Here is a 19,162-nt window from a genome sequence, read left to right on the forward strand (position 1 = left end):
GTTTCTTGAAGAAGAGCTTCTAAACCAAACTCCTTATATTTTTACAAATTACTCCAAACAGTTGTTTTATTGCAATCTAGCAGATCCATGATTTCTTTATAACTCTTTTCTTTTGAACGAAAATAAATAATCTGTAGACGTTTGTGATATTTGGCGTACGATGAATCTCTTAGGAGTTTCTCAATTTTTTGTATTTCTTCATTTGTAAGTTTCATAACTACTATTATAAGATGTTTTTTTGATTTTAGTCTAGTATTAAAAGGAAAAAGTGCATTAATGATGTTTGACAAATACGTTAATCTCAAGTACAAGTTTGGGAGTCGGTATTTCTGGGCGGAAGGTTATTATGTAAGTACAGTAGGGTTTAATGAAGCCACAATTATGATATAGCACTAGATAAATTAAGTGTAAGAGAATATGAGGATCCCTTTAGGGATAGTGGTAAGTAATACTAAAGCCTCTTTGAGAAGCAAGTGACGAGTCAAGAGCAATAAGGCTTGAACAACGTGAAAGCCAGCATCTTTAGGCGCTGGCTGGTAATTTGGGTTTATAGCCCTGGTACAAGAGTCTGAGACAAAATAGTTCTCGACTACAAAAAAGCTAGAGATTTCCAATTACGGAACTCTAGCTTTTTAATTTTGAGTCGTTCTCTTATTGTATTTTAGGAGGTTATTGGCCATAAGTACCAATCCCATGTCAATTCTCACTTGACGCTTCCCTCTCAGATTACATCTCTTGTAACCCAAACAAGCCTTTATCTGCCCAAAGACAGGTTCCACATCAATCTTGCGTTGAGCGAAAATCTGTCTACCTTCAGGAGATAAAAGCGCCTGACATTCTTTAGCTTTCAAGTGTTGATAGCGTTCGTTCATATACAGTCCCTTTTGAGGGACTGATTCAGGTTCATCAGCGTAGTAAACCTTGATTTCCTGTTGAAAGTCCGTCTGTGTTTTCTGGTGCTTGATATGGTGAAAACGATAGTACCAGCCATCAGGATGTGTGTAGCTATCCTCCTTGTCATTATAGTGCCAATTCGCTAAGTTTTTAGCTGACTGTTTATACCCTCTCTTTTGTTCCTTATCAAACATGGCATATTTAATCAGATGGTTCACCTCCTTTTCATCTAAACGAAGGAGGTTCTCTTCACTTCCATATCCAGCATCTGCGACAACTGTCTTCAAGTCATGCGGATAAGTTTCAAGGAAGGGGAGAAGAGTCTTGGTGTCTGTCGGATTTGAGAAGACATCATAGTGAAGAACAAATTGGTTTTCAGTAGCGATTTGAAGATTATAAGCAGCCTTGAGTTGGCCATTTTTCATATAATCTTCTTTCATGCACATAAAAGTAGCATCTGGATCGGTGTTGGAAAAGCTGTTGCGCCCTTCAAATGTCTCCTGATAGCTCTCATATTTTTCAGCACATACTGAAAAATCATCTTTGACTCTACGCAAGACTTTCTTGAGTTTACGACGCTGGGTTTTACGTTCATCCTTTCCTTTAACGGGTGCCTCCTCAATGTCCTGGTTCAGTTTTTCCAATTCTTCTTCAAGGACTTGAGCGAATGCAAGCAACTGCTCTGAAGAAATTGGTTCTTCTTCATCCAGCTTAATAGCCTGATGGATAAGGGGTGTGATTTCTTCTTGAAAATAGACCTGTATCTGTTCTTGAAGTTTGGCGGAGAATTTGTCCGTTGCTTTTTTTGGAGATGAGAGACTATTGTCCCAGACTCCATGATTATGTAATTAATAATCTATCTCGTGTTATTAGAGGCGAGACATTTTTCTTGGCTAGAAAAGTTTCAGAGACCTCCATTTTGAGCAATGATAGCACTTAAAACGGCGTTTTCTAAGAAAGATTCTGGTTTGAATTTTTTTTATACTACAAAATCAAATCCAAAATACCTATATAAAAATATTATAGGTATAATAGGGTTTACCCAAAAGTTTTAAGGTGGTCTTTTTAGGACTTTAATCTTTTGAAATTTAGGTAGTAGATTTCTTCCTATTCTGTTAACTTTTCCTTTTTGTTATTTTGTTGAGGTTGGTATTTTAACAATTCAGGAATTGTTAATAACTGTTTATAATTTTTTGTTAGAATAAGGTCATAAAAAGAAAAGGAGTATATATTTATGCTACAAAAAATTTATGAGCAGATGGCGGATTTTTATAGAAATATTGAAGAAGAGTATGGTACTGTATTTGGTGATAATTTTGATTGGGAACATTTCCATTTTAAATTTTTGATTTATTATTTAGTGAGATATGGTATTGGGTGTCGTAGGGATTTTATCGTTTATCATTATCGTGTTGCTTATCGTTTGTATCTTGAAAAGATAATAATGAATCGGGGATTTATTTCGTGTTGAGATGTTTTGAGTAAATTTCCGAACTAATTTACTCTTTTATGAAAATATAATAGTAAATAGCTAGTAATTTTTTTTAAATCTTTTTTAATAGTTGGAAATAGCAAATCTTTCTATTGTTTCTTCTTGATAAAAAGGCGATTTTTTCTTATAATAAATTGTAAGATATAATTGCAGGTGAGAGTCCTGCCATGTATGTGAGAAAGGAAGAGCCTAAGGGCTCAGACAAGATTATGACTTCAGTTGTTGTTGTAGGTACCCAATGGGGTGATGAAGGTAAAGGGAAGATTACAGACTTCCTTTCAGCGAATGCAGAAGTGATTGCACGTTATCAAGGTGGTGATAATGCAGGGCACACGATTGTGATCGATGGTAAGAAATTTAAGTTGCACTTGATTCCATCTGGGATTTTCTTCCCTGAAAAAATCTCTGTTATTGGAAACGGAATGGTTGTAAATCCTAAATCTCTTGTAAAAGAGTTGAGCTATCTTCATGAGGAGGGTGTGACAACTGATAACTTGCGTATTTCTGATCGTGCGCATGTCATTTTGCCATACCATATCGAGTTGGATCGTTTGCAAGAAGAAGCTAAGGGCGACAATAAGATTGGGACTACAATTAAGGGAATTGGTCCTGCTTATATGGACAAGGCTGCTCGTGTTGGGATTCGTATCGCAGATCTTTTAGATAAAGATATTTTCCGTGAGCGTTTAAAACGTAACCTTGCTGAAAAGAATCGTCTTTTTGAAAAATTGTATGACAGTAAAGCGATTGCTTTTGATGATATTTTTGAGGAATATTATGAATATGGTCAACAAATCAAAAAATATGTGACCGATACATCTGTTATTTTGAATGATGCGCTTGATAATGGTAAACGTGTACTTTTTGAAGGTGCACAAGGTGTCATGCTCGATATTGACCAAGGGACCTATCCATTTGTTACGTCATCAAACCCTGTGGCTGGTGGAGTGACAATTGGTTCTGGTGTTGGTCCAAGTAATATTGATAAGGTTGTAGGTGTATGTAAAGCCTATACGAGTCGTGTAGGAGACGGTCCTTTCCCAACTGAGTTGTTTGATGAAGTGGGAGAACGTATCCGTGAAGTTGGTCATGAATATGGTACAACAACTGGTCGTCCACGTCGTGTGGGTTGGTTTGATTCAGTTGTCATGCGTCATAGCCGTCGCGTTTCTGGTATTACTAACCTTTCTTTGAACTCTATTGATGTTTTGAGCGGTTTGGATACTGTGAAAATCTGTGTGGCCTATGATCTTGATGGTCAACGTATTGACTACTATCCAGCTAGTCTTGAGCAATTGAAACGTTGCAAGCCTATTTATGAAGAGTTGCCAGGTTGGTCAGAAGATATTACTGGAGTTCGTAATTTGGAAGATCTTCCTGAGAATGCGCGTAACTACGTTCGTCGTGTGAGTGAATTGGTTGGCGTTCGTATTTCTACTTTCTCAGTAGGTCCTGGTCGTGAACAAACAAATATTTTAGAAAGTGTTTGGTCTTAAGAGATTTTTAAGATTTGTTTAAGATAGGTCGGGTATACTATAGACAGTTACAAGAAGACCTCCTAACTTGTTGTAACAAATATCCTAAACTTTTCTTTTTCATAATAATCTCCCTATAAAGTCACCGCATTCGGTGGCTTTTTTTGTCTTGGGATTCATGATATAATAATAAAATCGAGAAGTAGAAAAAGGGAAATTGATGAATTATACAGTTGAAGAAAAAGAAAGATTCATGAGAGAGGCTTTGAGAGAGGCTGAGATTGCTCTTGAACACGATGAAATTCCAATTGGTTGTGTGATTGTCAAGGACGGAGAAATCATTGGTCGTGGGCATAATGCGCGTGAGGAGTTGCAGCGAGCGGTTATGCATGCGGAGATTATGGCTATAGAGAATGCGAACTTGAGTGAGGAGAGCTGGCGCTTGCTGGATTGTACACTTTTTGTGACCATTGAGCCTTGTGTCATGTGTAGTGGGGCGATTGGGCTTGCCCGTATTCCAAACGTGGTCTATGGGGCTAAAAACCAGAAATTTGGTGCTGCTGGGAGTTTGTACGATATCTTGACAGATGAGCGTCTCAATCATCGTGTAGAGGTTGAAATAGGAATTTTGGAAGATGAATGTGCAGCTATTATGCAGGATTTTTTTAGAAATAGACGGAAAAAATAATTTTGCTTTTAAAATGAATAGGAATGTGATATAATAAACAGTGGAGCAACAGTTCTGCGTGAAGCGGGTCAGGGGAGGAATCCAGCAGCCCTAAGCGATTTGAATTGTGTGCTCTTTTTTTCGTGCTTTTTCCGAATAAATAAGATAGAATAATCTAGAATAAATGATAATAGAAAAGAGAAGATGATGAAAATTCGTGGTTTTGAATTGGTTTCGACTTTTACAGATGAAAATTTATTGCCCAAGCGTGAGACAGTGTATGCGGCTGGTTACGACTTAAAGGTTGCTGTGCGTACGGTTATTGCGCCAGGAGAGATTGTCTTGGTTCCGACAGGGGTTAAGGCTTATATGCAGCCGACGGAGGTTCTATACCTCTATGATCGCTCTTCAAACCCTCGTAAGAAGGGCTTGGTTTTAATTAACTCGGTTGGGGTCATTGATGGGGATTATTATGGAAATCCTGGGAATGAAGGGCATATTTTTGCTCAGATGAAGAATATTACAGATCAAGAGGTTGTTCTTGAAGTGGGAGAACGTGTTGTCCAGGCTGTCTTTGCTCCTTTCTTGATTGCAGATGGAGATGCGGCTGATGGTGTGCGGACTGGTGGTTTTGGGTCAACTGGACACTAAGATGAAGATTATCTTTGTACGCCATGGGGAGTCAGATTACCGTGAGTTAGAGGAGCGTTCTTATACGGGATTTGGGATAGATTTGGCGCCCTTATCTGAGAAGGGACGGCAGCAGGCTCAGGAACTGAGCAAAAATCCTTTACTCTCGTCAGCTGAAATAATCGTATCTTCTGCAGTCACAAGAGCTTTAGAAACGGCTTCGTATGTGGTTTGTGCTACGGGTCTTCCTTTGAGAGTGGAGCCATTATTGCATGAATGGCAGGTCTATGAAAGTGGCACAGATAATTTTGAAAAAGCTCGTACTATGTTTCTAGAAAATAAGGGGGAATTACTTCCTAATAGTCCTATTCAATATGAGACAGCTGCGGAGACGAAGTCTCGTTTTCTAGAATGTATGTCTAAGTATCGAGAACATCAGACTGTGGTAGTTGTTGCTCATCGAATGCTCATGCGCCAATTTGTACCAGACGAGAAGATTGATTTTTGCCAAGTGATTGAGTATGAGTTAGAGATATAGAAAGAGGTTTATCATCGCAAAGAAAAAAGCGACATTTGTATGTCAAAATTGTGGGTATAATTCCCCTAAATATCTGGGACGTTGCCCCAACTGTGGGTCTTGGTCTTCTTTTGTGGAAGAGGTTGAGGTTGCCGAGGTCAAGAATGCGCGTGTGTCCTTGACAGGCGAGAAAACCAAGCCCATGAAACTGGCTGAGGTGACGTCAATCAACGTCAATCGAACCAAGACAGAGATGGAGGAATTCAACCGTGTACTTGGAGGCGGAGTGGTACCGGGAAGTCTTGTCCTCATCGGTGGGGATCCTGGGATTGGGAAATCAACCCTTCTTTTACAAGTTTCAACCCAGCTGTCTCAAGTGGGGATAGTTCTCTATGTCAGTGGGGAGGAGTCTGCTCAGCAGATTAAACTACGTGCAGAGCGTTTGGGTGATATTGATAGCGAGTTTTATCTCTATGCAGAGACTAATATGCAGAGTGTTCGCGTAGAGGTAGAGAGAATCCAGCCAGACTTCCTCATTATTGACTCCATTCAGACTATTATGTCTCCTGAGATTTCAGGGGTACAGGGATCTGTTTCTCAAGTGCGTGAGGTGACAGCTGAACTTATGCAGCTGGCCAAAACCAATAACATTGCCATCTTTATCGTAGGGCATGTGACCAAGGAAGGAACCTTAGCTGGTCCTCGTATGTTGGAGCATATGGTGGATACGGTGCTTTACTTTGAAGGGGAGCGTCACCATACCTTCCGTATTCTGAGAGCGGTCAAAAACCGTTTTGGTTCAACAAATGAGATTGGAATTTTTGAGATGCAGTCAGGTGGCTTGGTTGAGGTCCTCAATCCGAGTCAAGTTTTCCTAGAAGAGCGTTTGGATGGAGCGACTGGTTCGTCAATCGTTGTGACCATGGAAGGGACGCGTCCGATTTTGGCGGAGGTTCAGGCTTTGGTAACACCGACCATGTTTGGAAATGCCAAGCGTACTACGACAGGACTTGATTTTAATCGTGCGAGTCTGATTATGGCTGTTTTAGAAAAGCGTGCAGGGCTTCTCTTGCAAAATCAGGATGCCTATCTCAAATCTGCTGGCGGTGTCAAATTGGATGAACCTGCGATAGACTTGGCCGTTGCGGTTGCTATTGCTTCGAGCTACAAGGACAAGCCAACCAACCCTCAGGAATGTTTTGTGGGAGAACTTGGTTTGACGGGAGAAATTCGCCGTGTCAATCGTATCGAGCAACGCATCAATGAAGCTGCTAAACTGGGCTTTACTAAGATTTATGTACCTAAGAATTCCTTGACAGGAATCACTCCACCTAAGGAAATTCAGGTTATTGGGGTGACAACGATTCAGGAAGTCTTGAAAAAGGTATTCTCCTAATAGTTATGGTCAGCTTTAGATGACTAATTATTTTATTACTAACATTTATTAAAACAAGGAGGAATTTCTTATGAAATTTTCTATGGACAGTCATATGCAATTTCCTTTGGTAGAGTTGTCACTCAATCAAGGAGAAACCGTCTATATCCAGCGAGGTAGTATGGTTTATCACACGCCTAACGTAAGTCTCAATACCCAGCTCAATGCTAGCGGTTCAGGTTTGGGACGTTTTGTTAAAGCTGTAGGACGTTCAATGGTTTCTGGTGAAAGCACCTTCATTACTCAAGCTGTAGCAGAGTCTGATAACGGGAACCTTGCTCTAGCACCAGATACTCCTGGGCAAGTAATTGCTCTTGAACTAGGTGAAAAACAATATCGACTGAATGATGGGGCTTTTCTAGCTCTTGATGGTACAGCTTCCTATACTATGGAGAGTCAGTCTATTGGTAAAGCTCTGTTCGGAGGGCAAGGCGGTCTCTTTGTGATGACTACCCAAGGCCAGGGAACTCTCTTGGCCAATGCTTTTGGCTCTATCAAGAAAATTGAGCTACAAAACCAAGAAATAACCATTGACAATGCCCATGTGGTGGCTTGGAGTCAATCTTTGGACTATAATATCCACTTAGAAAATAGCTTCTGGCAGTCTATTGGTACAGGCGAAGGAGTGGTGAATACCTTCCGAGGAACTGGTGAGGTCTACGTACAAAGTCTCAATCTTCAGAGCTTTGCAGGATCGCTCAATAAGTATATCCAAAAAGGTTCATAAAAATAAAACTAGGACAGAAGCCCAAGCTAGAAGCTGGATGTCTCTGTCCCAGTTTTTTTATATGAAGGTTGACAACTGACAAGACAAAGAAAAGATGGTAAGATAGGATATAAATAATTTGGTTTTCAAATTATCTGATAGACTAGAAAGTGAGTTGTCATGTCCTATTTTGAAAATTTTTTAAAAGCCAATCAAGCCTATGTAGAACTGCATGGAGATCTTCATTTATCAATCAAACCAAAGACCAAGGTTGCAATCGTAACTTGTATGGACTCGCGTTTACACGTTGCGCCAGCTCTTGGGTTGGCTCTGGGAGATGCTCATATTTTGCGGAATGCGGGTGGTCGAGTGACGGAGGATATGATTCGCTCGCTTGTGATTTCCCAGCAACAAATGGGGACAAGGGAAATTGTGGTGCTCCATCATACAGACTGTGGTGCACAGACATTTGAAAATGGTCCTTTTCAGGAGTATTTGAAAAAAGAACTAGGAGTGGATGTTTCTGACAAGGACTTTTTGCCTTTTCAAGACATTGATGAAAGTGTTCGTGAGGATATGAGATTGCTACAGGAAACTCCTCTAATCCCAGATGATGTTGTTATTTCAGGTGCAGTTTACGATGTGGATACAGGAAGGATGACAGTCGTAGAATTATAAATATTTCATTTAGAAAGAAAGTGTATGAAGAAAAACAGTATTTTATTTATTTTTATCTTATTGCTATGTATTGGTTTACAGTATGAAACCATCTACTATACGGATGGTTCGATGTCAGCTGCGGAATATGGACTCATGGGAGTTTCTATCTTTCTAGCTCTCTTTTACATGATTCCGGCTCTTTATTTCCTTTTCTGTATTGGGAAAAAATGGGAATTGCCAAAGAATGCCTTGATTTTGTCTTTATTGGGTGGGATGTTCCTTTCGGGTTGGTTGTCTAGCTTTGCGAATACCTATATCCATGATTTGCTGGGTGCTCTTTTCCCAGATAGTGCATTTTTAAATGCCTTTGAAAGTGCTATTGTGGCTCCTTTGGTAGAAGAACCCTTGAAATTGTTGCCACTTGTCTTTGTTTTAGCTTTGATTCCTGTCCGAAAATTAAAATCTTTGTTTTTACTAGGGATTGCTTCTGGTTTGGGATTCCAAATGATTGAGGATATTGGCTATATTCGTACAGATTTACCAGAGGGCTTTGACTTTACTATTTCGAGAATTTTAGAGCGTATCATCTCAGGAATTGCCTCTCACTGGACTTTTTCAGGTCTGGCTGTAGTAGGTGTTTACTTGCTTTACAGAGCCTATAAAGGGCAGAAGGTTGGCAAGAAACAGGGGCTTATTTTCCTAGGTTTAGCCTTGGGAACTCACTTTTTGTTTAATTCTCCTTTTGTAGAATTAGAGACAGAGTTGCCACTAGCGATTCCAGTGATTACGGCTATTACTCTTTATGGTTTTTATCAGGCTTATCGCTTTGTTGAGAAGCACAATGAGATAATGAACTAGAATATTTTTCAAAAGAATGATGCAGGGGTACAAATATGGTGCCCTTCTTTTATTTTTGATTGAAAAATAGTGTAAAAAGCGCTACAATGGTAGATAGAAAAATCTTGTGAAAAGCACAAGTGATACATATATACCGGAGGAAATCATGTCTTTTTCTGATTTAAAGCTGTTTGCCCTTTCTTCTAATAAAGAATTGGCAAAACGTGTGGCGCAGGAGATTGGGATAGAGTTGGGGAAATCAAGTGTTCGCCAATTTTCAGATGGAGAGATTCAGGTCAACATCGAAGAATCAATCCGTGGGAAACACGTCTTTATCCTACAATCAACTAGTTCGCCTGTAAATGACAATCTGCTTGAAATTTTGATTATGGTGGATGCTTTGAAGCGTGCGAGTGCAGAATCTGTCAATGTTGTCATGCCTTACTATGGGTATGCACGTCAGGATAGAAAGGCGAGAGCGCGTGAGCCAATCACTTCAAAACTTGTCGCAAATATGCTTGAAGTAGCTGGAGTGGATCGTTTATTGACCATCGACTTGCATGCTGCGCAGATTCAAGGATTCTTTGATATTCCTGTGGATCATTTGATGGGAGCTCCTCTGATTGCGGATTATTTTGAGCGTCGTGGTATGGTTGGTTCTGACTATGTGGTTGTCAGTCCAGACCATGGAGGGGTGACTCGTGCTCGTAAGTTGGCAGAATTTTTGAAAACATCTATTGCTATCATTGACAAACGTCGTAGCGTTGATAAGATGAATACCAGTGAAGTCATGAACATCATCGGTAAGGTCGAAGGCAAGACTTGTATCTTAATTGATGATATGATTGATACCGCTGGAACGATTTGTCATGCGGCAGATGCCCTTGCGGAAGCTGGTGCTGTTGAAGTCTATGCAAGCTGTACGCACCCAGTTCTTTCTGGTCCTGCTATGGACAATATCCAAAAATCAGCTATTAAGAAATTGGTTGTTTTGGATACCATCTATCTGCCAGAAGAGCGTTTGATTGATAAGATTGAACAGATTTCGATTGCTCATCTACTGGGTGATGCTATCGTGCGTATTCATGAAAAACGCCCATTTTCTCCACTTTTCAGTATTGAGAAAAAGATTTAATGACCAAGCCTGAGATAATTCTCAGGTTTTTTTCGTCTCTTTTGCGAATAAATAGATAGTAGCAGTGAATCTAGTAAACCTAGATTTAAAACTGTGGTATAATAAAAGGAGGAAAAGGATGATTCTAAGACATCCGGGCATCAGCCCGACTAACGATTTGGTTGCTAAGAAAATTTTTAGCAATCCAGAAATCACTTGTCAATTTATCCGCGATATGCTGGATTTACCAGCAAAAAATGTAACCATTTTGGAGGGGAGCAATATTCATGTCTTGCCTTCCATTCCGTACTCGGCGCAGGACTTCTATACAAGTATAGATGTTTTGGCTGAGTTGGACAATGGGACACAGGTTATCATTGAGATTCAAGTTCATCATCAGAATTTTTTCATCAATCGTCTGTGGGCTTATCTGTGCAGTCAGGTCAATCAAAATCTTGAAAAAATTCGCCAACGAGAAGGTGATACCGACCAGAGCTATAAACACATCGCACCAGTCTATGCCATCGCCATTGTGGATAGCAACTACTTCCAAGATGATTCTGCCTTTCACAGTTTTAGTATGCGAGAGGATACGACAGGTGAGGTTTTAACTATCACAAATAACGGTCAAGAAAACCATCTGGTTAAGATGGCATTCTTGGAACTAAAAAAATATAGAGAAACCAGCAAAGATAGTATTCGCAAACCATGGTTGGAGTTTTTCGGGAACAAACCCTTTACTCAACAACCCGAGCGAGCTATCAGCCAAGCAGACCAACTGCTGGACTACAAGAGTTGGTCCGAGGAGGACAGAAAAATGTTTAGTCAACTACGTATGCGCGAAGAACAGGCCTTGTTAGCACAGGACTATGCCTTGGAAACTGCTAGGGTGGAAGGTATTGAACAGGGACTGGAGCGTGGTCTTGAACGCGGTCGTGCTGAGGGTCGTGAACAAGGACGAGAAGAAGGCATTGAAGAGGGATTAAAAGTAGGTTTAGTAAATCTAGTACGTCAAGGTCTTTTGACTTCAGAGGTTGCCAGCCAACAATTGGGTATGTCAGTAGCTGAGTTTGAAGAACTATTGAAGGGTCATCATACATAAGAACTAAAAAAATACAGAGAAACCAGCAAAGACGAGGTTCTCAAGCCGTGGTTGGAGTTTTTCGGGAACAAACCTTTTACCCAGGAACCCGAGCGAACCATCAGCCAAGCAGACCAACTGCTGGACTACAAGAGCTGGCCCGAGGAGGACAGGGAGATGTTTAGTCAACTACGCATGCGCGAAGAACAAGCCTTGTTAGCGCAGGACTATGCCTTGGAACAAGCTGAGGAGAAAGGTTTAGAGCGTGGGAAAGTTGAAGGAAGTCTGTCTATGCTACTAAATCTCGTTCGCCAACATCTTTTAACTTCCGAGGTTGCCAGCCAGCAGCTAGGCATGACTGTCGCTGAGTTTGAGTCCTTGCTATGAGGTCACATTTTAAATAGTAGAAAGTTAATGAAGTGGCGAGTTATTTCTAAAATACTTGTCATTTTTGCTTGACATTTGGAAGAGGTTATAGGATAATATCATGGAAGTGAGTTCTGTCCAACTATCGATGTGGATTAGCTATGTGAGGTTTGACTCAAGGTTTAAGAAATTTGCGAGATTTTCACTTGGGAGATACGGTATTTGAAGAGTATTTCATCCCACAAAGACGTTTTTTCACCTTTTTTGAGAAAAATAGGTAAAAAGTTAAAGAAAACCCTTGACAAATCCTGCAAATATTTATATACTGTATGGTAGTAAGATAGTCTTACGAAAAAATTTTAAAGAAAAACAAAGGAGATAAAACGATGAAAAAAGTTTTATTGACAAGCGCAGTCGCTCTTGCAGCATTTGGTGCTGTACAAGCTGTTTCAGCAGCTGATGATTATACAGTTGATTACAACAAACAACAGCAAGCTGAAGCTGATGCTGCAGCTAAGAAAGCAGCAGAAAAGGCATCTCAGAAAGCAGCAGAAATTACAAAAGCTTTGCAACCAAAAAATAGAGAAGTTCTTAAGACTTATAATGAACTTCAAAAAGCAGAAAAAGCTTATTCTACAGTAGAAGCACGTCTTCGTGCAGTTCAAGATGAGTTGACAAAACTATATCTTGCTTCAAAAACAATTGCAGATATCGAAGGTGATATTACTCAGTTTGACAAATATCTAGATGCTTCAAAAGCAGCTTTGAAAGTAGCTGAGAAGTTTGTTGATGGATATGCTGAATACACAGATGAAAATGGTGCTACAGTAGCTACAACTGTTGCTGCACTTAAAACTGAACGTGATCAAAAAGAAACTGAAAAAGAAGCAGCTGATAAAGCGCTAGCTGAAGCAGACTTAGATTTGACAAGTGCTCGTCAAGCTGGTCAAAAAGATCTAAAAGCACTTGAAGATAAATTTAAAGATGCTGAAAAGAAATCAAAAGATGCAGGCAAAGCACTTGAAACTGCGGAAAAACGTTACAAAGAATCTGTTGCAAAACAAGATGCTTCAATTGTTGAAGTAGCAGAGATTACTGCTCGTATTGCTGCAATTCAAGCAAAACAATCTAATGACGCTGTTGGTTATGGCCGTGCAGTTGCAGGATTAGATCGCAAACTTGAGGAAAAAGAAGCAGAAAAAGCAAAACTTCTTGTAGAACTAAGCGACCAAAACGGCAACGTTCGTAAAAATCGTGATAAAGCTAAGGCCGCATTTGAAGCAGCGGAAAAAGCAGCAAAAGAAGCTTATGCTGAGTATGGTTTGACATATAATCTTGATTCTATCACTGCATCTAATGATGTTCCAAATCAAGTAAAAGTTGGTTGGGTTAAAGATGATAAAGGACAATGGAGTTATGTTGTCAATACAAAAGGTCAAAAAGCTACTGGTTGGCAATTAGTTGATGGTGCATGGTACCACTTTAACGCTGAAGGCGTAATGCAAAAATGGTGGGTTAAAGATGGTAACACTTGGTACTACCTAAATGGTTCAGGTGTAATGCAAACTGGTTGGTTGCAAGACGGTGGTAAATGGTACTACCTTGAAAACTCAGGTGCTATGAAAGCTAGCCAATGGTTTGAAGTTGGTGGTAAATGGTACTATGTTGACGGTTCAGGTGCCCTTGCAGTAAATACTACTGTAAATGGTTACACTGTAAACGGAAACGGTGAATGGGTTTAATTTTAAGTAATTAAATCATAACAGGAGAGAAATCTCCTGTTTTTTTGTGGTATATAATGGCGTGAGGGTTTTGTTGGACAGTATAATGGATTGAATTTAGAATAGTATGCTACGGATTCTAAAACATCTCTAGAAATTAATTGGACTTTCCTAATCAATTTATTCATATCTTATTTCAATCTACTATAGAAAATAAAAAGTGAACAAGACAATATTTCATTCTTGTTCGCTTTTATGTTATTAGTGATTGTATAATCTTATAACAATGCTTCAAACTCAGCGACAGTCATGCTCAACTGCTGGCTGGCAACCTCGGAAGTCAGGAGACCTTGGCGGACTAGATTTACTAAACCTACTTTTAATCCCTCTTCAATGCCTTCTTCTCGTCCTTGTTCACGACCACGCTCTAAGCCTTTTTCTTCAGCTTGTTCCAAGGCATAATCATGAGCCAATAATGCTTGTTCTTCACGCATACGTAGTTGACTAAACATTTTCCTGTCCTCCTCAGACCAGCTCTTGTAGTCCAGCAGTTGGTCTGCTTGGCTGATGGCTCGCTCGGGTTGTTGGGTAAAGGGTTTATTCCCGAAAAACTCCAACCACGGTTTACGAACCTCGTCTTTGCTGGTTTCTCTATATTTTTTTAGTTCCAAGAATGCCATCTTGACCAGATGGTTTTCTTGTCCGTTATTGGTAATGGTTAAAACCTCACCTGTCGTGTCCTCGCGCATACTAAAACTATGAAAAGCCAAATCATCTGAGAAGTAATTACTATCCACAATTGCGATAGCATATACTGGTGCGATATGCTTGTAGCTCTGGTGAGTATCACCTTCACGTTGGCGAATTTTTTCAAGATTTTGATTGACCTGACTGCAAAGGTAAGCCCACAGGCGATTGATGAAAAAATTCTGATGATGCACTTGAATCTCAATGATAACTTGCGTTCCATTATCTAACTCCGCCAAAACATCTATACTGGTATAGAAATCCTGTGCCGAGTAAGGCAGGGAAGGCAAGACATGAATATTACTTCCCTCCAAAATGGTTACATTTTTGGCTGGTAAATCCAGCATATCGCGAATAAATTGACAAGTGATTTCTGGATTGCTAAAAATCTTCTTAGCAACCAAATCATTGGTCGGGCTAATGCCCGGATGACGTAAGGTCATATTTCTTCTCCTTTCATTATAGCACATTTTTTAATCTAGGTTTGCTAGATTCTATGCTTCTATCTATTTATTCGGAAAAAGTATGAAAAATATTGGGTATGGCTCTTTCCAATGGTATTTTTTGGTGCTTTCCTTTATAATGGGTGTATGGATAAGAAAAAATTATTATTGATTGATGGGTCTTCTGTTGCTTTTCGGGCGTTTTTTGCGCTCTATCAGCAGTTGGACCGTTTTAAGAATGCGGCTGGTTTGCATACCAATGCGATTTATGGTTTCCAGTTGATGTTGAGTCATTTGTTGGAGCGGGTTGAGCCTAGTCATATTTTAGTAGCCTTTGATGCGGGAAAGACGACCTTCCGGACAGAGATGTATGCGGACTATAAGGGTGGTCGGGCTAAGACTCCTGATGAGTTTCGTGAGCAATTTCCTTTTATTCGTGAGTTGCTGGATCATATGGGGATTCGTCACTATGAGTTGGCTCAGTATGAGGCGGATGACATCATTGGGACACTGGATAAACTAGCTGAGCAAGATGGTTTTGATATTACCATTGTCAGTGGGGACAAGGATTTGATTCAGCTGACGGATGAGCATACGGTGGTTGAAATTTCCAAGAAAGGTGTGGCTGAGTTTGAGGCCTTTACGCCAGACTATCTCATGGAAAAGATGGGCATCACACCGACTCAGTTTATCGATCTCAAGGCGCTTATGGGTGATAAGTCGGATAATATCCCTGGAGTAACCAAAATCGGTGAAAAGACGGGTATCAAGCTCTTGCTGGAGCATGGTTCGCTTGAGGGTATTTATGAAAATATCGATGGGATGAAGGCTTCTAAGATGAAGGAAAATCTCATCAATGATAGGGAACAGGCCTTTTTGTCTAAAACACTGGCGACCATTGATACCAAGGCACCGATTGAGATTGGTTTGGAGGATTTGGTCTATAGTGGTCCGGATGTGGAAAATCTCGGGAAATTCTACGATGAGATGGGCTTCAAACAGCTCAAGCAGGCTTTAAATGTGTCGTCAGCTGATGTTGCTGAGAGTTTGGACTTTACTATCGTTGACCAAGTCAGTCAAGATATGCTGAGTGAGGAGTCTATTTTCCATTTTGAACTTTTTGGTGAGAATTACCATACGGATGATTTGGTTGGTTTTGCTTGGTCTTGTGGGGCTAAGCTTTATGCTACAGACAAACTTGAGCTTTTGCAAGAGCCTATTTTCAAGGACTTTTTAGAAAAAACACCTCTGAGAGTTTATGACTTTAAGAAGGCTAAAGTCCTCTTGCATCGTTTTGGTGTGGATTTGCAGGCACCTACTTTTGACAGCCGTTTGGCTAAATACCTCCTTTCGACTGTGGAGGACAATGAAATTGCGACTATTGCTAGTCTTTATGGTCAGACTTATTTGGTTGATGATGAAACTTTCTACGGTAAGGGGGTCAAGAAGGCTATTCCTGAACGCGAGAAATTCTTGGAACACTTGGCTCGTAAGCTTGCTGTTTTGGTTGAAACAGAGCCTATTTTACTTGAAAAACTCAGCGAAAATGGGCAATTAGAGCTTCTTTATGATATGGAGCAACCTCTGTCTTTTGTCCTTGCTAAGATGGAAATTGCTGGGATTACGGTCAAGAAAGAGACCTTACTTGAGATGCAGGCTGAAAATGAGCTTGTCATTGAAAAACTGACTCAGGAGATTTACGAGTTGGCTGGTGAGGAGTTTAATATCAACTCGCCTAAGCAGTTGGGCGTACTTCTCTTTGAAAAATTGGGACTTCCTCTAGAATACACTAAGAAAACCAAGACTGGATACTCGACTGCGGTGGATGTCTTAGAGCGCCTAGCTCCTATTGCGCCGATCGTTAGGAAAATTCTCGACTACCGTCAGATTGCTAAGATTCAGTCTACTTATGTGATTGGCTTGCAGGACTGGATTTTGGCGGATGGCAAGATTCATACGCGTTATGTGCAGGATTTGACCCAGACTGGGCGTTTGTCTAGTGTGGATCCAAACTTGCAAAATATCCCTGTTCGTTTGGAACAAGGGCGTCTCATTCGTAAGGCTTTTGTGCCTGAGTGGGAGGATAGTGTATTGCTAAGCTCGGACTATTCACAGATTGAATTGCGTGTTTTGGCGCATATTTCTAAAGACGAGCACTTGATTAAGGCCTTCCAAGAGGGGGCAGATATCCATACCTCGACAGCCATGCGGGTCTTTGGCATTGATCGTCCTGAGGATGTGACTGCAAACGACCGTCGCAATGCCAAGGCCGTTAACTTTGGAGTGGTTTACGGGATTTCAGATTTTGGTTTGTCTAATAATTTGGGCATTAGCCGTAAGGAAGCCAAAGCCTACATTGAGACCTACTTTGAACGCTTCCCAGGTATTAAAAACTACATGGATGAGGTGGTGCGTGAGGCGCGTGATAAGGGCTATGTAGAGACCCTCTTCAAGCGTCGTCGTGAATTGCCAGATATTAATTCGCGTAACTTCAACATTCGTGGTTTCGCAGAGCGGACAGCTATCAACTCTCCTATCCAGGGTTCGGCAGCAGATATTCTCAAGATTGCTATGATCCAGTTAGATAAAGCTTTGGTTGCCGGTGCTTATCAGACTAAGATGCTTCTGCAAGTGCACGATGAAATCGTCCTTGAGGTTCCTAAATCTGAATTGGCAGAGATGAAAAAATTAGTGAAACAAACCATGGAAGAAGCTATTCAACTCAGTGTTCCCCTCATCGCAGATGAAAATGAAGGGGCAACCTGGTACGAGGCTAAATAAAAAGGGGGGCTAGTCCTCCTTTTTTGTAGTAGAATTTTGCAAGCCTTTTCAAAATGTGCTATACTGATGAAAAAGGAGGATTTATATGAGTCAAGAATTTATCAATCCAAGTGATGGCGTGATTCGTCAATATCTAACAGCGAGTAAAACCCTTGCTGTGGTGGGTTTGTCTGACCGCGAGGAAACAACCAGCAATCGAGTGACTAAGGAAATGCAGGCTCGGGGTTATAAAATTATTCCAGTCAATCCCAAGGCGGCAGGTGGCGAAATCTTGGGTGAAAAGGCTTATGCTAGCTTCGCAGAGATTCCTTTTCCTGTAGATATTGTCAATGTTTACCGTCGCAGTGAATTTCTGCCAGATGTTGCACGTGATTTTCTCAAGGCTGATGCCAAGATTTTTTGGGCACAGCTGGGACTTGAAAGTCTAGAAGCGGAAGAAATCTTGCGTGCTGGTGGATGTGATGACATCGTGATGAATCGTTGTATCAAGAGAGAACATACACGCTTGATTGAGGAAGCATAAGAAAAAGGTAGCTGATGGGCTACCTTTTGTGTTAGAAAATACCGATAAGAGTCTGCATACCAAGACTAGTGAGGATGATGGCAATCCAGCAGATGGCTCCGAGAACAATGGATTTTCCGCTGGATTTGACCATAGCGACCAGATTAGTTTTGAGACCGATAGCACTCATGGCCATGATAATGAGGAATTTGGAAAGTTGTTTGAGAGGGGTAAAGAAACTACTGGACACACCGAGAGAGGTCAGGAGGGTAGTTAGAAGAGATGCGAGGATAAAGTAAAGGATAAAAAGTGGGAAGACTTTTTTCAGTTGCAAGCCTTGCTTATTTTTTTGTTCACGACTTTGCCAGTAGGAGAGAAAGAGAGTGATGGGGATGATAGCTAGGGTGCGCGTGAGTTTGACAATGGTTGCGGATTCGAGGGTATTGGTCTGGTAGAGACTGTCCCAGGCGCTGGCGGTAGCAGTTACAGAGGAAGTATCATTGACCGCAGTTCCTGCAAAGAGGGCGAAGCCTTCATTAGATAGATGAAGCCAGGTGCCGAGGGTTGGAAAGATGAGCGCAGCCAAGACATTGAAGAAAAAGATAACGGAGATGGCTTGGGCTACTTCCTTTTCCTTAGCATGGATAACAGGCGCTGTCGCTGCAATGGCAGAGCCCCCACAGATAGAAGAACCTACTCCAATCAAGGTGGCCAGTTTTGTGTCCAGTGCAAAGAAGCGCTGGAAGAGATAGGCAACAATCAAGGCTATTGAGATGGTGGACAGAATGACAGGGAGTGAAGATTGCCCAACTGCGAAGACTTGCGAGATATTGAGACCAAAACCAAGCAAGATAACAGCATACTGGAGCAATTTCTTGGAACTAAAGGTCAATCCAGCATCCAGTTGTTTATATGACGAGAGAAAGGGATGTAGGAGCATGCCCATAAAAATCGCAAAAACAGGAGCGCCAATAACAGGGAAGAATCCTCCTAAGTACCAAGATAGGATGGAAATGAGAAGGCAGGCCAAGATGCCTGCTCCATTTTTTGATAGAAATGACATAAAAACCTCCAAATAGAATCTGTTACCATTA

Annotated in this window: 17 protein-coding genes, 1 other RNA gene and 3 pseudogenes (1 of these 21 running past the window's edge); 17 read left to right on the forward strand and 4 right to left on the reverse strand. The window is 40.8% G+C overall.

Annotated elements, in window-relative coordinates; genetic code table 11:
* Positions 1 to 215 (reverse strand): annotated as a pseudogene (locus SP4011_RS00210) (helix-turn-helix domain-containing protein) (its annotated part extends 136 nt beyond the left edge of the window); the annotation flags it as partial.
* On the opposite strand from SP4011_RS00210, the gene SP4011_RS11405 reads away from it, so the two are divergent.
* Positions 151 to 390, forward strand: coding sequence for a transposase (locus SP4011_RS11405; protein ID WP_419992023.1), 240 nt, complete (start codon positions 151 to 153; stop codon positions 388 to 390). The pseudogene SP4011_RS00210 and the gene SP4011_RS11405 overlap by 65 nt on opposite strands.
* Positions 391 to 632: 242 nt before the next feature.
* On the opposite strand, the pseudogene SP4011_RS00220 reads toward SP4011_RS11405, so the two are convergent.
* Positions 633 to 1,700, reverse strand: a pseudogene (locus tag SP4011_RS00220) (transposase); the annotation flags it as partial.
* Positions 1,701 to 2,128: 428 nt separating this feature from the next.
* Between SP4011_RS00220 and comW the strand changes: the two are divergent.
* From comW to SP4011_RS00290, 14 genes and pseudogenes are all read left to right on the forward strand, one after another.
* A complete protein-coding gene (gene comW / locus SP4011_RS00225; RefSeq protein ID WP_338619413.1) occupies positions 2,129 to 2,365 on the forward strand; it encodes a sigma(X)-activator ComW in 237 nt (78 codons plus the stop codon).
* Between the two features lie 230 nt (positions 2,366 to 2,595).
* Complete coding sequence (locus tag SP4011_RS00230) at positions 2,596 to 3,882, forward strand: adenylosuccinate synthase (protein WP_338620376.1); 1,287 nt, start codon at positions 2,596 to 2,598, stop codon at positions 3,880 to 3,882.
* A gap of 199 nt (positions 3,883 to 4,081) precedes the next feature.
* Positions 4,082 to 4,549, forward strand: a complete 468-nt coding sequence (tadA, locus tag SP4011_RS00235) for a tRNA adenosine(34) deaminase TadA (RefSeq protein WP_338619414.1) — start codon at positions 4,082 to 4,084, stop codon at positions 4,547 to 4,549.
* A gap of 34 nt (positions 4,550 to 4,583) precedes the next feature.
* Positions 4,584 to 4,679: signal recognition particle sRNA small type (gene ffs, locus SP4011_RS00240), an RNA gene on the forward strand.
* A gap of 56 nt (positions 4,680 to 4,735) precedes the next feature.
* Positions 4,736 to 5,179, forward strand: coding sequence for a dUTP diphosphatase (locus SP4011_RS00245; RefSeq protein WP_338619416.1), 444 nt, complete (start codon positions 4,736 to 4,738; stop codon positions 5,177 to 5,179).
* The gene (locus tag SP4011_RS00250; protein WP_338619418.1) at positions 5,139 to 5,696 is read left to right on the forward strand and encodes a histidine phosphatase family protein; all 558 of its coding nucleotides are present in this window, start codon (positions 5,139 to 5,141) and stop codon (positions 5,694 to 5,696) included. The genes SP4011_RS00245 and SP4011_RS00250 overlap by 41 nt, the downstream gene beginning before the upstream one ends.
* A 13-nt stretch (positions 5,697 to 5,709) precedes the next feature.
* Complete coding sequence (gene radA, locus SP4011_RS00255) at positions 5,710 to 7,071, forward strand: DNA repair protein RadA (RefSeq protein WP_419992027.1); 1,362 nt, start codon at positions 5,710 to 5,712, stop codon at positions 7,069 to 7,071.
* Positions 7,072 to 7,141: 70 nt separating this feature from the next.
* Positions 7,142 to 7,837 (forward strand): TIGR00266 family protein, encoded by a 696-nt coding sequence (locus SP4011_RS00260; protein ID WP_000672726.1) that lies wholly within the window; start codon positions 7,142 to 7,144, stop codon positions 7,835 to 7,837.
* Positions 7,838 to 7,996: 159 nt separating this feature from the next.
* Positions 7,997 to 8,494, forward strand: a complete 498-nt coding sequence (locus SP4011_RS00265) for a carbonic anhydrase (RefSeq protein ID WP_338619419.1) — start codon at positions 7,997 to 7,999, stop codon at positions 8,492 to 8,494.
* A 24-nt stretch (positions 8,495 to 8,518) separates the two neighbouring features.
* Positions 8,519 to 9,334 carry a PrsW family intramembrane metalloprotease gene (locus SP4011_RS00270; protein ID WP_338619420.1) on the forward strand — a complete coding sequence of 272 codons (816 nt, stop codon included), beginning with the start codon at positions 8,519 to 8,521 and terminating at the stop codon, positions 9,332 to 9,334.
* A gap of 145 nt (positions 9,335 to 9,479) precedes the next feature.
* Complete coding sequence (locus SP4011_RS00275; protein WP_338619421.1) at positions 9,480 to 10,448, forward strand: ribose-phosphate diphosphokinase; 969 nt, start codon at positions 9,480 to 9,482, stop codon at positions 10,446 to 10,448.
* Positions 10,449 to 10,566: 118 nt separating this feature from the next.
* The gene (locus tag SP4011_RS00280; protein ID WP_338619422.1) at positions 10,567 to 11,529 is read left to right on the forward strand and encodes an Rpn family recombination-promoting nuclease/putative transposase; all 963 of its coding nucleotides are present in this window, start codon (positions 10,567 to 10,569) and stop codon (positions 11,527 to 11,529) included.
* Positions 11,530 to 11,895: pseudogene (locus SP4011_RS00285) on the forward strand (hypothetical protein); the annotation flags it as partial. It abuts the gene before it with no gap.
* A gap of 365 nt (positions 11,896 to 12,260) precedes the next feature.
* Positions 12,261 to 13,616: a hypothetical protein gene (locus SP4011_RS00290; RefSeq protein ID WP_338619423.1), complete on the forward strand. Its 1,356-nt coding sequence runs from the start codon at positions 12,261 to 12,263 to the stop codon at positions 13,614 to 13,616.
* A gap of 257 nt (positions 13,617 to 13,873) precedes the next feature.
* On the opposite strand, the gene SP4011_RS00295 is transcribed toward SP4011_RS00290, so the two are convergent.
* A complete protein-coding gene (locus tag SP4011_RS00295; protein WP_338619424.1) occupies positions 13,874 to 14,785 on the reverse strand; it encodes an Rpn family recombination-promoting nuclease/putative transposase in 912 nt (303 codons plus the stop codon).
* Between the two features lie 147 nt (positions 14,786 to 14,932).
* On the opposite strand from SP4011_RS00295, the gene polA reads away from it, so the two are divergent.
* Positions 14,933 to 17,566, forward strand: a complete 2,634-nt coding sequence (gene polA, locus SP4011_RS00300) for a DNA polymerase I (RefSeq protein ID WP_338619425.1) — start codon at positions 14,933 to 14,935, stop codon at positions 17,564 to 17,566.
* Between the two features lie 85 nt (positions 17,567 to 17,651).
* Positions 17,652 to 18,089 carry a CoA-binding protein gene (locus SP4011_RS00305; protein WP_338619426.1) on the forward strand — a complete coding sequence of 146 codons (438 nt, stop codon included), beginning with the start codon at positions 17,652 to 17,654 and terminating at the stop codon, positions 18,087 to 18,089.
* Between the two features lie 31 nt (positions 18,090 to 18,120).
* On the opposite strand, the gene SP4011_RS00310 is transcribed toward SP4011_RS00305, so the two are convergent.
* A complete protein-coding gene (locus tag SP4011_RS00310; RefSeq protein WP_338619427.1) occupies positions 18,121 to 19,131 on the reverse strand; it encodes a YeiH family protein in 1,011 nt (336 codons plus the stop codon).
* Positions 19,132 to 19,162: the final 31 nt, after the last annotated feature.

The sequence above is a fragment of the Streptococcus parapneumoniae genome (assembly GCF_037076355.1).
Taxonomy (GTDB): domain Bacteria; phylum Bacillota; class Bacilli; order Lactobacillales; family Streptococcaceae; genus Streptococcus; species Streptococcus parapneumoniae.